Raw genomic sequence first — 13428 nt, forward strand, 5'->3', positions numbered from 1 at the left:
AATGATTCAATGTGAAGAGCTTGTCAAAATCTACAAGGCGGCCGAGCTTGAGGTCGTTGCTCTGCAGGGGCTGGATCTTCGGGTGGACGCCGGGGAAATGATGGCGATCATCGGCAACAGCGGAAGCGGGAAATCGACGCTGCTGAATATGCTGGGCGGATTGGACCGTCCTTCCGCCGGTAAGCTTCACGTGGACGGGCAGGATTTACTGCAGTTTAAGGAGCGGGATTTGGTTCGGTACAAGCGGGAAACGGTTGGCTTTGTGTGGCAAAATAATGCGCGCAATCTCGTCCCCTATTTAACCGCAATGGAAAACATTGAGCTGCCGATCCTGCTTCAAGGCAAACGCAAGCGTATGCGCGCTCTTGAACTGCTCGAAGCGGTGGGGCTGTCCCATAAAGCAAAGCATAAGCTTCACGAGATGTCGGGCGGCGAGCAGCAGCGGATTGCCATTGCCATCGCTTTGGCCAACGGACCGAAGCTGCTTCTTGCCGATGAGCCGACCGGATCGCTGGATACGGCGATGGCTAAGCAAATCCTGGATCTATTCCGCGAGCTCAACCGCACACTTGGGTTGACGGTCGTCATCGTCACGCACGATCCGATGCTGGCGCGTAAGGTCGATCGGGTGGTAGCGATTCGCGACGGCAAGACCTCCTCGGAGATGATCCGCAAAGTATCGTATGCCGAGGAATTAGCCGAGCTGGGCGATGGGGACAAGCAGGACGGTTCGGCGGATTCCCATGTTGAATATGCGGTTATTGACAAGGCCGGCCGTCTGCAGATTCCGTCTTCCCTGTTGGAACAGGCAGGCATGTCGGATTCTAGCAAAGTACGAATTGCCTGGGAAGAGGGACGTATCGTTCTGCTGCCTCCTGAGGAATAATTATGCTATACTTTCTTGGTGTCAATTCTCAACTACGAAGAGCGGGTGAATACAATGAACACTTGGAACAAAGCAATGATTACTCTCAGCCTCTTTGCGCTGGTGGGGCTGACGGCCGGCTGCGGAGGAAAAACCGAGCCGAATCATGCCGGGGGAGGCGCGCAGCCGAACGCACCGCAGGAGGAGACGAAGAAAAAGCTTCAGTGGGACAACCCTCCTGAGATGACGATCGATCCGTCAAAAAAATACAAAGCGACGTTTCAAACCTCTAAGGGCAGCTTTACCGTCGAATTATTTGCCGATACTGCTCCCAAGACGGTGAACAACTTTGTATTTTTGGCAAAAGAAGGCTTTTATGAAGGAGTGACCTTTCACCGGATCGTTCCAGGCTACATTATCCAATCCGGAGATCCTACGGGCACCGGTATGGGGTCGCCGGGCTATCAGTTTGAGGACGAGCTGGGCGGCGGTCGAAAGTACGAAACCGGAATTGTTGCGATGGCTAATTCAATGAAGGCGGATACTAATGGCAGCCAATTTTTTATCTGCACCGGAGAGAACAGCAAGGCGCTGAACAGTCAGCCGAACTTTACGATTTTCGGCAAAGTGATTGAGGGCATGGACAATGTGTTGAAAATTGATGCTGTTCCAACGAAGCGCGATGCGCGCGGCGAGCTTAGCAAGCCTACCGAGCAGGTGACGATTGATTCTATCACTATCGCTGCGGAATAACCGGTCGATTTCAGAGTGTAATTCGAGATCATAAATGTAACGTAAAATAACGGGGCTTATGCTCCGTTATTTTATTTTTCTACAGGAGTTGACATGATTCGCGGCGAATAGTACAACAGAAGGATGAAAAATTTAGGTGTTCTTCAAGGAGGGGAATGGATTGGCGATTATAAAGGAATTTAAGGATTTTGCCGTCAAGGGTAATGTGATCGATCTGGCAGTCGGTGTAATTATCGGCGGAGCGTTCGGGAAAATTGTTACCTCGCTAGTGAACGACATCATCATGCCGCCGATCGGGCTCTTGCTTGGGAAAGTTAATTTCACCAACTTATTCATAAACTTGTCGGGAACTCCTTATGGTACATTGGCTGAAGCGAAGGAAGCGGGTGCTCCGACAATCAACTACGGCCTTTTTATTAATAATGTGCTTGATTTTTCCATTGTTGCCTTCTCCATTTTTCTTGTCATCCGGCAGCTCAATCGTTTCCGCAGACGCCAGCAGGAGAAATCCATAAAGGCCGAGCCGCAAACGAAGGAATGTCCATACTGCTTGTCGGACATCCCGATCAAAGCGGTGCGCTGCAAGCACTGTACTTCACAGCTGGAAATATCCGTACAAATAAATAAGTCGCATTAATCGGAGGATCGGCACGATGAAGGCATGGAGAGTATTGCGGCGTACGGTAATCCTACTGCTTGCGGCCGGTCTGCTATGGACCGGATACGTACAGTGGAGGATCGCCTCGGTCGAGCACAGCAAGCTTCCCGAACGGACAGACTGTGCCATCGTGCTAGGCGCCGCACTATGGAACGGTGCACCAAGCCCTGCATTAAGAGAGCGGCTCGATTATGCAATTCAGCTGTACCGGGAGCGGACGTTCCATACGTTCATCGTAAGCGGCGGGTACGATACCCCTCAATCTGAATGGACAGAAGCGCAGGGGATGAAACGGTATTTAGTACAGCAGGGCATTCCTGAACAGGCGGTGCTTGAGGAGAATCAGGCAACGAGCACGCTGGAAAACGTGCTTTTTAGTAAAGAAGTGATGAAGGCTCACGGGCTGCAGACCGCAGTCATTGTGACGCATCAGTACCACGGCGCACGTACGCAGGAAATTGCCGAGTTTGTTGGAATGGAGCCCGTTCATGTGGCGGTGACCGCATCCAATGTGCTTTGGATGCCTTGGCATAAAGCGAGGGAGACGCTGGCCTTTGCCAAATGGCGGTGGGACAGACTGACATATAAAACAGAAGAGTGATTGTACATAGGGGAGAGACAGAAGAAAATGCGAGTTTTTTTTCAACAAACCGTATTATTATGCGGTATGGCTGTGCTGGCAGGCTGCGCAGGCGACCCGTCGGCAGCTTCCAAGTCGCCGGATTCGAGTGAAGCGTTACATACGAGCCATGCCGAGCTAACTCATGCGGGGGGATTCAAGCCGACGCTTGAGGTGAACGTTACCGTAGAAGGAAATCAAGCGACGGTACAAATAGAAACGGATTTGAACATCGAAAACAACTTAGGAAAAGAGCGGCGCAAAGGGGAAGGCCATATCCATATGTACGTAGATAGCGGGGAAAAACAATCCGTAGTCAGTAAAAGGGTTGTATTAACGGAGCTCTCCAAAGGCGAGCATTCGGTAAAGGTATCGCTCCACAATAATGATCATACGCCATACGATGTAACGGATTCCGTTGCGTTTGAAGTGAAGTGAAATCGATGAGACGTTTGTTCAAATTCAACCTCAGCATCAAGCTGAAAATGATCATTCTCGCTGCCGCCGTGCTGACCGTTTTGACATTGTTTCATCTCGCATATACAGCAATGATGCTCCGCTCCGCCATCAATGAGGCATACTCCAGCCAGCTCAAAGGGATCACAACCGCAATTAACGGGCGATACGAGGAGTCGCATTCGATTGAGGATGTGCAGCAAATCTTTGATTATATCACTTATCGTAATCCGAGTGTGCTGGAACTGACGATGTTTGATTTAAAAGGGAAGGTGCTAGCTTCCACGGATCGAATTACCGTTGGTGAAGTCGAGCCGAATGTGGTGCCGCTGCTCGATTCGAAGACGCATATTTCCCGCTCTACGACAGAATACGTTGGGATTCCGACCGTTAAGCTGCTGGAGCCCTTGATTGAGGACGGTCATATTATCGGGGCAGTCGGTTTTACCATAAATGCTTCGGATGAGGAGCGGATGATTCAAACCCGTATTCAGCGAACCATCGTTGTCAGCGTCATTGCGGGCCTCATTCTTATCCTGCTGTTGTTCACGCTGCAGCGGAGAATCCTGCTGAAGCCTCTGCTCAAGCTTCGCGAAGCGGCGTTTTCCGTGAAAAGCGGTAAAGCGTATGAGCCGGTGAACATCCCCGGAAGTATGGAAATTAACGAGGTGGCCTCCGCTTTTAATGAAATGGTGGAGACGCTGGATAAGCAGTACAAGGATTTACAGGATGCAATGGTCAATCTGCGCAGCACACAGGAAATGCTGATCCAAGCGGAAAAAATGTCCGCTCTCGGCAGCTTGGTGGCAGGTGTAGCGCATGAAATCAACACCCCGATCGGCATAGGTGTGACGGCCGCTTCCTTTGTGAAGCAGCGTACCGAAGAGATGGAGAAGCTGATCCGCGACGGAAAGCTGAAGCGCTCCGACCTGCAGCACTATATCGAAAATATGTCGGAAACGACGGACATGATTTTGTCGAACCTGCATCGGTCAAGTGAGCTTGTCCGCAGCTTTAAGCAGGTGTCCGTGGATCAATCCAGCGAGGTTCAGCGGCGTGTTTTTATAAAAGGTTACATCGAGGAAGTAATCGTAAGCCTGAAGCCGCAGCTGAAACGAACCCGGCATCAAGTTACCGTTGAGGGTGACGGGGAGGTAGAGGCTTTCACCTACCCGGGAGCCATCTCGCAAATAATAACCAATTTTTTGATAAATTCGGCTACCCATGCATACGGGCCTGAGGAAGCGGGGCGAATGGAGCTCCACATTTCCAAGCGGGACGGAAAAGCGGTGCTGGTATATCGGGATTACGGAAAAGGCATGGAAGAGGAAACACTGCGTAAAATCTTCGATCCGTTTTTTACGACGAATCGAAGCGGCGGAGGAACAGGACTCGGCATGCATATTGTGTATAACATCGTGACTCAACGGCTGAACGGCACAATTCAGTGCCACAGCTCGCCGGGCGAAGGCGCTGTGTTTACGATAGAATTTCCAACTCAGGTGGAGGTTTGACCATGCTTGACAACAACAACGAATTGCAGGATGAATTATTATTTGCTGATGAGGAGACGGAGATAGAGCGGCAGTCTTGGGCGGTTGAGGCAGGAAAATGGAAGATCGCCATTGTTGACGATGAGTCGGAGGTTCATCAGGTTACGAGAATGGTGCTGTCCGATTTTGAATACGCGGGCAAAGGCATTGAATGGGTGAGCGCCTACTCGGCACAAGAGGCTCGTGAAGTGCTGGCGGCTCATACCGATCTCGCCGTGATTTTGCTGGATGTAGTGATGGAAGAGGAGCATTCCGGTCTGCATCTCGTTCGTTATATTCGCGAGGAGCTCGGGAATTCGGCGGTGCGCATTATTTTAAGGACAGGCCAGCCGGGACAAGCCCCGGAGCGGGATGTGATTACGCATTACGACATCAACGATTACAAGGAAAAAACCGAATTAACGGCACAGAAGCTGTATACAACACTGGTTGCCGCGCTTCGTACGTATCAGAACTTAAAAATTATCGAGAACAATAAGCTCGGTTTAGAAGAAATTATTAAATCCTCGTCGACCATTTTTGAAATGCAGTCGATGAAAAAGTTTTCTTCGGCGGTGCTTTCTCAGCTGGTATCGATATTGCAGCTAAACCGCAACGCGATCCATGCCAATATTTCCAGCTTCGCGGTAAGCGGAGGAGGCCAGGAAGCTGTGATTGTGGCGGCAACGGGAGATTATTCGGGCGAAGTGGACCGGAGGCTGCGCGATGTGGCGCCGGAGCCGATTTTGCGTGATATTGAGCAGGCGTTTGCAGCAAAAACAAGCCTATTTATGGAGGATCGTTTTGTTATTTATTTCCGCAGCAAAACCGGGGCGGAAAACGCGATTTATATGCAGGGCTCCAGCCCGTTGGAGGACTGGGACCGCTATTTGATTGAAATTTATTCCTCGAACGTATCGGTGGCCTTCGACAATATCTATTTGAATGAAGAGCTTGAGCATACGCAAAAGGAAATCATCTTTACGCTTGGTGAAATCGTGGAGACTCGGTCCAAAGAAACGGGGTTTCACGTTAAGCGTGTCGCGGAATACTCTAAGGTGCTGGCCCAGCTGTATGGGCTGTCCGAGGAGGATGCGGAGCTGCTTCGATTGGCATCTCCGATGCACGATGTCGGCAAGGTTGGCATTCCCGATCATATTTTAAATAAGCCGGGCAAGCTGACGAGCGAGGAATTTGATGTCATACGGACGCATACGACAATCGGGTATTCCATGCTCCAGCATTCCGATCAAAAAATAATTCATGCGGCGGCGTTAATCGCCCTGCAGCATCACGAGAAGGCGGACGGGAGCGGGTACCCGAACGGCTTGAAGCTGGATGAGATTCATATTTTTGCGCGGATCACGGCGCTCGCGGATGTGTTCGATGCGCTCGCTTCGGAACGAGTGTATAAAAAAGCGTGGCCGATGGAGGAAATCATTGCTTATATTCGGGAGCAGCGCGGAAAGCAATTTGACCCTCGTTTAGTGGATTTGTTTTTGGAGCATGTGGAGCAATTTTTGTATATTCGAGATAAATACGATGACAGCAAAATCTTTTAGGATCGGATAAGGACGGAGGAACATCATGTCATCGAGATCGATTACCTATGTGCAGGGTGTCGCCCTGTACATGGGGGCGGTGCTCGGGTCGGGAATATTAATCCTGCCCGGCAACACGGCGGAGCTGGCAGGCCCCGCCTCGATCATATCGTGGGTGCTGATGTCTTTGCTCAGCATTCCGCTAGCTTATACGTTTGCCCGGCTCGCTCTTGCATATGAGCACTACGGCGGTGTTGCGACGATCGTCGGACAGGCCTATGGCAGAACGTGGAGCGCCATCGTCGGATGGCTCTTTTTTGTGTGGGTTTGCTGCGGCCAGGCGGTTGTCGGCTTGACGGGAGCCGGCTATATCAGCGCCGTGTTCGGGCTGCCGGAGGCAGCGACCTATGGCTTCGCATGGCTGTTTCTGGTTGCCGCCGCTGTAACCAATTGGCTGGGCATGCGTGCCAGCGCAGCGTTTTCCCTGGTGCTCAGCGGCACGGTGCTCGTCTTGCTGCTGCTGACGATCGGCTTTTCGCTGCCGGATGTTCGTGCGGAGCATTTCACGCCATTTGCACCGGGCGGAATCAGCGGAATCGGCCAAGCGTGCGTGCTTATTTTTTGGGCTTTTTTTGGCTGGGAGAGCATTACGCATCTCGTGCCGGAGTTTCGCCGGCCGCAGCGCGACGTGATGCGGGCGACATGGTCCAGTGTGTTCCTCATCGGCGCGGTGTATACGCTTCTTTCGGTTGTTACTGTCGGCACGGGCGGGTACGGCGCAGACGGAACGAACGCCCCGCTTGCGGCGCTGATGAGCCGGGCCATCGGGGTCAGCGCCGGCTTCGCGACGGCGATTGTTGCCTGCATTGTTTGTGCGGGCACGCTTAATGTATACTTGGCCAGCTCTTCACGCCTTTGCTATGCGATGGCGGAAGAGAGGAAGCTGCCCCGTTGGTTTTTGCAGCGGAACAAACAGGGGACACCGCAGCGAGGCGTGCTGTTTTTCTTTGTCACCAACACGCTTACGCTGGCGGCTAGTCTGCTGTTCAAGATACCGGTTGAAGAGCTCATTCTGGTGCCAACCTCACTTGGTATCTTTGTGTATATCATCGCTTCGTTCGCCTGTGTGAAGCTGCTTTGGAAGGACCGGATCGGCCGGGTCTCGGCGCTGCTTGCCGCTGTATGCTGCACGGCCGTTGCGCCGTTTTCCTACGGTTACTTAGTGTGCCCGATCGTCGTTGCCGCGGTGTGCGTCGTCTATTTACGCTGGCGTGAGGCAAGTGACGGCGTACAGCTGGAGAAGACAGGCATAGAAGGATGATAAACGATTCCGTTCATGTGAGAGACCGCCTAATTCCGCTCCAGTTCGATCATGCCGCTATTGGCAGTTTTACGGAATGGTGCGGCGGGGCAAAGGCTTGTTCCGGTTAGGAGGCAGGCACAGGCATAGGACAACGTATGCAAGCCATACGATGTAGGAAGGGGAACCCCTGCAGGCTCATGTCTACCTAAGCCAGCACCTACCCGAACGAGGTGAATTCGATGAATGGGCATGTGAGTTCGAACGACCCGGTTTCCGCCGCCAGAGCCTCCAGGCAAATTCAGGTCGTGCTCCGCAAACCTGATCCGATCAGCGCTCCGCTTGCGGAAGCGGGCAGACAGGCCGCCGGAAAGCAGCTGGCCAGCGAAGGGCCGTTCGCGGAAATTTTTAAAGAGCTCGAGCATATGATCGGCCTGGACAATGTGAAGGATCTCGTGTACGAGATTTACGCCATGCTGCAAGTCGCGCAGTACCGTACAGATGCAGGGCTGCAAAGCAACTCCCATGTGTATCACATGATTTTTAAAGGCAATCCCGGTACGGGGAAAACGACAGTAGCCCGCATCGTTGCGCGGCTATTTCATGCGATGGGCGTGCTTTCCAAAGGGCATCTGGTCGAGGTGGAGCGCGCAGACCTAGTCGGTGAATACATCGGACATACGGCGCTGAAAACAAGAGAGCTGATGAAAAAAGCGATGGGCGGCATCTTGTTTATCGACGAGGCGTACAGCCTGGCGCGCGGCGGGGAGAAGGACTTTGGCAAGGAAGCGATCGATTGTTTGGTCAAAGGGATGGAGGACAAGAAGAACGATTTTATTTTGATTCTTGCCGGCTATCCGGATGAGATGGATCAATTTCTGGCGACGAATCCCGGGCTGCCGTCACGGTTTCCAATCCAAGTGGAGTTTCCGGATTACAGCGTCGAGCAGCTGCTGCAAATTGCCGAGCTGATGGCCAAAGAGCGAGAATATGTGCTCATGCCGCAGGCGGTTAATAAGCTGAAGCAGCACCTCGCGGATGAGAAAACGAGCGCGTGGTACACGTTCAGTAATGCACGATATGTGCGCAATGCGCTGGAAAAGGCGATTCGTCATCATGCGGTACGCGTGCTCAACGAGTATCCAAACGTGCCGTCCCGCCAAGAGCTGATGTCGATTCGCCCCGAGGATTTGAAGCTGAACAAATAGCCTCCTTGACTTTGCACCGCGAAATCGGTAAGATGAATACCGAAAATGGTATATTTACGCAGGCGATGACGAAAAAAAGTACTTGCTGCACTGTGCATCAGCGAACCGGGGAGAGTGGAAGCCCGGGAACAGAAGCGGGGAAGAGGCATTTCGGAGCCGATGCATGAAAAGAGGGTGTGCTGGCGTTGCGGCGTATTGGGCCGATAACAGCATACCAACTAGGGTGGAACCGCGGGCATAACGCTCGTCCCTTGGCATTGCGCAGCTGCGCAGCCATGGGGCGGGTGTTTTTTTATTCAAAGAGGAAGTCATTGATGCAATCAGTAGAAGGAGAGCGATCGTTCATGGCAGTAACAATGGAACAAATCGTAGCATTAGCCAAGCATAGAGGGTTCGTTTTCCCGGGCTCCGAGGTTTATGGCGGATTAGCGAACACATGGGATTACGGTCCTTTGGGCGTGGAGCTGAAAAACAACATTAAACGCGCATGGTGGCGCAAATTCATTCAAGAATCGCCGTACAACGTTGGCTTGGACGCTGCTATTCTTATGAATCCGCAGGCGTGGGTCGCTTCGGGACACGTCGGCAATTTCAACGATCCGATGATCGACTGTAAAAACTGTAAGGCTCGTCACCGCGCAGACAAGCTGATCGAGAATGCGCTCGGCGAGAAGGGCATGGAAGTCATCGTCGACGGCATGTCTTTTAAGCAAATGGAAGATTTAATCCAGGAGCACCAAATTAAGTGCCCGGACTGCGAGGCGCTTGATTACACGGAAATCCGCCAATTTAACCTGATGTTCAAGACATTCCAGGGTGTAACGGAATCCAGCACGAATCAGATTTACCTACGTCCAGAAACGGCGCAGGGCATTTTCGTCAACTTTAAAAATGTACAGCGTACGATGCGCAAGAAGCTGCCGTTCGGCATCGGCCAAATCGGCAAAAGCTTCCGTAACGAAATTACACCGGGCAACTTCACGTTCCGTACCCGCGAATTCGAGCAGATGGAGCTTGAATTTTTCTGCAAGCCCGGCGAGGACATGAAATGGTTCGAATTTTGGCGCGGCTACTGCCGCGATTGGTTGCTCTCCTTGGGCATTAAGGAAGAAAGCATCCGCTTGCGCGACCACAATGAAGACGAATTGTCGCACTACAGCAATGCGACGACCGATATTGAGTATAAATTCCCATTTGGCTGGGGCGAGCTGTGGGGCATTGCCGACCGTACCGACTTTGACCTGAAGCAGCACAGCGAGCATTCCGGTGAGGACTTTACGTATATCGAGCAGGAAACGAATGAGCGCTACATCCCGTACTGCATCGAGCCGTCGCTCGGCGCGGACCGCGTGACGCTGGCCTTCCTGATCGACGCTTTCGAGGAGCAGCAGCTAGAGGGTGACGACAGCCGCGTTGTGCTTCGCTTCCACCCAGCGCTTGCGCCGTTTAAGGCAGCGGTATTCCCGCTGTCCAAGAAGCTTTCCGAGGGCGCGGAAAAGGTATTCGCCGACCTCTCGAAGCACTTCATGGTCGATTACGACGAAGCGGGCTCGATCGGCAAGCGCTACCGCCGCCATGACGAGATCGGTACGCCGTTCTGCATCACGTACGACTTTGACTCGGAAACTGACGGTGCGGTAACCGTCCGTGATCGTGACACAATGGAGCAAACCCGTGTAGCGATCGCCGATCTGCCTGCCTTCTTGAATGAAAAAATTCAGTTTTAACCGGTATTAAGCCGGGAATAATGAGAAACCCCGGACTCGGTTCGGGGCTTTTTCTCTAAAATGGTACATTCCTTTGTACGTCATTCGGGAATACTTTATTGTTGAAGCAGTAGGACATATGCGAGGGAGATGCATGCGAATGGCTACACATGAAGTGGCATCAAAAATGAAAGAGCGCGCAGTGCTTGTTTCGGTGGCAGTTACGAAGGGCGGGCGCGATGCTGAGGAAGAGGCGCGCTACTCGCTCGGCGAGCTGGCGAAGCTGGCGGAAACGGCCGGCGTCGAGGTGCTGGAGACGCTGACCCAAAACCGTGAGTCCCCGGATCACACATGGTTTATCGGTAAGGGCAAGGTGGAAGAGCTGAAGCAAATGATTGGGGCGCTTGGTGCGAACACGGCGATTTTCGACCAGGAGCTGTCCGGCGCACAGGTTCGTAATTTAGAAGCGTTTCTGGACGTGAAAATTATCGACCGGACGCAGCTGATCTTAGATATTTTTGCGCAGCGCGCCAAAACGCGCGAGGGTATTATCCAGGTAGAGCTGGCACAGCTCAGCTACCTGCTGCCGCGTTTGGCGGGACAGGGCAAAAACTTATCCCGTCTCGGGGGCGGCATCGGGACGCGAGGTCCCGGTGAAACGAAGCTGGAGACGGATCGCCGGCACATCCGTAACCGCATTTCCGAGCTGAAGCGCCAGCTGGGTGAGGTCGTGCGACATCGCCAGCTGCACCGCGAACGCCGCCGCAAAAGCGGGGTGTATCAGGTGGCGCTGGTCGGTTACACGAACGCCGGCAAATCGACGCTGCTGCGGCAGCTGACGAACGCCGATGTGTTCGTGGAGAACCAGCTGTTCGCGACGCTCGACCCGACCACGCGGATTTTGGAGCTTCCGTCCGGCAAGGAAATTGTAATTACCGACACGGTCGGCTTTATTCAAAATTTGCCGCATGATTTGGTCGCGGCGTTTCGGGCAACGCTGGAAGAAGCCTGCGAGGCGGATTTGATCCTGCATGTGGTCGACAGCTCCTCGGATATGCGCGAAATTCAGATGAAGGTCGTGCAGGAGGTTTTAGAAGAGCTGGGCGCTCATCAGAAGGAGCAGATTACGATTTATAATAAGATCGACCGCTGCGGACCGGCGGAAATGCCTCTGCTCGGCGGGGACAATGCGATTCGCATGTCCGCTTACAACGACGAGGATCTGGAGCAGCTGAAGCTGAAAATTCAGGAGCATGCCTCCGGAGGCGTGAAACGTTTCCGCATTCCGGCCGGCTCTGGCGATGTCATTTCGTACGTGTACCGCATCGGCGATGTTGTCGCACAGGATACGGACGGAGATGATATCGTGCTCGACGTTCATGTGAATGCGGCGGATTTTGAAAAAATGGGTTATATGTTAAGCGAATACGAGCAGCAGCAATAAATTGTAGGCATACAGGGTGGGAGCGGAAAACATGGTTGCAGAAGACAGGCTGGAGCGCCTGGTTGAGGAAACCGAGCTGCGCATCGCTCCCGCCGTCCAGCGAATTGAACGGACGGCGGAGCGCTGCCAATGGAAGGTCATTCAAGCGTTCCAGAAAGCGAAAATAAGCGATTATCATTTTTCAGGCTCGACCGGCTACGGTTACAATGACCGCGGCCGCGAGCTGCTGGACGAGGTGTATGCAGACGTATTCGGAGCGGAGGCGGCTCTGGTGCGTCCGCATTTCGTCTCGGGGACGCATACGATCGGTACGGCTTTATTCGGTGTGCTTCGACCAGGGGATAAGCTGTTGTACATAACGGGAACGCCGTACGATACGCTGCACAAGGTGATCGGGACAAAAGGAACGGCCGGCGGCTCGCTGCACGATTGGGGAATCGGCTATGACGAAGTCGCTCTTACGGACGACGGCAATGTGGACTGGGAGGGTGTTCGTGCGAAGTGGGACGATTCCGTTCGCGTTGTCGGCATCCAGCGCTCACGGGGGTATTCGTGGCGCAAAGCGTTTACGGTAGCCGAAATCGGCGAAATGGTTCGTTTCGTGAAGTCGATCGATCCGAAGGTGATCGTCTTCGTCGACAATTGTTACGGCGAATTCGTCGAGGAGCTTGAGCCGCCGGCCGTGGGCGTAGATCTGATCGCCGGCTCGCTCATTAAAAATCCCGGCGGCGGTCTTGCGCCGACCGGAGGCTATATCGCCGGACGGCGCGAGCTGGTGGAGCTCGCCTCCTACCGGCTCACCGCGCCGGGCATCGGCGGAGAGGTCGGCTCGATGCTGGGCTCGATCCGCGCCATCTATCAAGGGCTGTTTCTCGCGCCGCATATGGTCGGCCAAGCGGTTCGCGGCGCAGTGTTTGCCGCAGCGCTGCTGGAGGCGCTCGGGTTTGAAACACACCCGCATTGGCAGGCGGAGCGCTCCGACATTATTCAGGCGGTTCGCTTTGACAATGCCGAGCAGACGATTGCCTTCGTGCAGGGGATTCAAAAGGCTTCGGCCGTAGACGCTCACGTTGTGCCGGAGCCGTGGGATATGCCGGGATATGAGCATCCCGTGATTATGGCGGCCGGAACGTTCATTCAAGGCGGCAGCCTTGAGCTGAGCGCGGATGCGCCGATTCGTGCACCGTACACCGCTTACATGCAGGGCGGGCTTACGTATGCCCACAGTAAGCTTGGAGTTTTGACCGCTGTTCGAATCATGGCGGGAAAAGGTTTGCTTCCGGGACTGTAATTAAACCTAACATAACTTGACACATATAATGTAAGGGGCTACAATGGAAAAAGGA

General features: G+C 53.4%; 12 protein-coding genes. All 12 read left to right on the plus strand.

From position 1 onward, the window contains the following. Position 1: 1 nt before the first annotated feature. The 12 genes from GQS10_RS10085 (at position 2) to GQS10_RS10140 (ending at position 13373) form a co-directional block, all read left to right on the plus strand. On the plus strand, positions 2–886 hold the full coding sequence (locus GQS10_RS10085) for an ABC transporter ATP-binding protein (RefSeq protein WP_166241623.1): 885 nt from the start codon (positions 2–4) through the stop codon (positions 884–886). A gap of 54 nt (positions 887–940) precedes the next feature. Then, a complete protein-coding gene (locus tag GQS10_RS10090; RefSeq protein ID WP_166241625.1) occupies positions 941–1618 on the plus strand; it encodes a peptidylprolyl isomerase in 678 nt (225 codons plus the stop codon). A gap of 166 nt (positions 1619–1784) precedes the next feature. Then, entirely contained in the window at positions 1785–2255 is a 471-nt protein-coding gene (gene mscL / locus GQS10_RS10095; protein ID WP_166241852.1) for a large conductance mechanosensitive channel protein MscL, read from the plus strand. A gap of 16 nt (positions 2256–2271) precedes the next feature. After that, positions 2272–2877: a YdcF family protein gene (locus GQS10_RS10100; protein ID WP_166241627.1), complete on the plus strand. Its 606-nt coding sequence runs from the start codon at positions 2272–2274 to the stop codon at positions 2875–2877. 66 nt (positions 2878–2943) lie between these two features. Further along, entirely contained in the window at positions 2944–3333 is a 390-nt protein-coding gene (locus GQS10_RS10105; RefSeq protein WP_166241629.1) for a hypothetical protein, read from the plus strand. A gap of 5 nt (positions 3334–3338) precedes the next feature. Continuing rightward, a complete protein-coding gene (locus GQS10_RS10110; RefSeq protein ID WP_166241631.1) occupies positions 3339–4865 on the plus strand; it encodes a sensor histidine kinase in 1527 nt (508 codons plus the stop codon). Positions 4866–4867: 2 nt separating this feature from the next. Then, complete coding sequence (locus tag GQS10_RS10115; protein WP_166241633.1) at positions 4868–6445, plus strand: DUF3369 domain-containing protein; 1578 nt, start codon at positions 4868–4870, stop codon at positions 6443–6445. 25 nt (positions 6446–6470) lie between these two features. Further along, positions 6471–7745: an APC family permease gene (locus GQS10_RS10120; RefSeq protein ID WP_166241635.1), complete on the plus strand. Its 1275-nt coding sequence runs from the start codon at positions 6471–6473 to the stop codon at positions 7743–7745. Between the two features lie 221 nt (positions 7746–7966). Continuing rightward, positions 7967–8932, plus strand: a complete 966-nt coding sequence (locus tag GQS10_RS10125; protein ID WP_166241637.1) for an AAA family ATPase — start codon at positions 7967–7969, stop codon at positions 8930–8932. Positions 8933–9276: 344 nt separating this feature from the next. Then, a complete protein-coding gene (locus GQS10_RS10130) occupies positions 9277–10659 on the plus strand; it encodes a glycine--tRNA ligase (RefSeq protein ID WP_166241639.1) in 1383 nt (460 codons plus the stop codon). Positions 10660–10792: 133 nt separating this feature from the next. Next, on the plus strand, positions 10793–12082 hold the full coding sequence (gene hflX, locus GQS10_RS10135) for a GTPase HflX (protein ID WP_166241641.1): 1290 nt from the start codon (positions 10793–10795) through the stop codon (positions 12080–12082). 31 nt (positions 12083–12113) lie between these two features. Then, entirely contained in the window at positions 12114–13373 is a 1260-nt protein-coding gene (locus GQS10_RS10140; RefSeq protein ID WP_166241643.1) for a methionine gamma-lyase family protein, read from the plus strand. Positions 13374–13428: the final 55 nt, after the last annotated feature.

This window comes from Paenibacillus turpanensis (assembly GCF_011421635.1).
GTDB classification, from domain to species: domain Bacteria; phylum Bacillota; class Bacilli; order Paenibacillales; family YIM-B00363; genus Paenibacillus_AK; species Paenibacillus_AK turpanensis.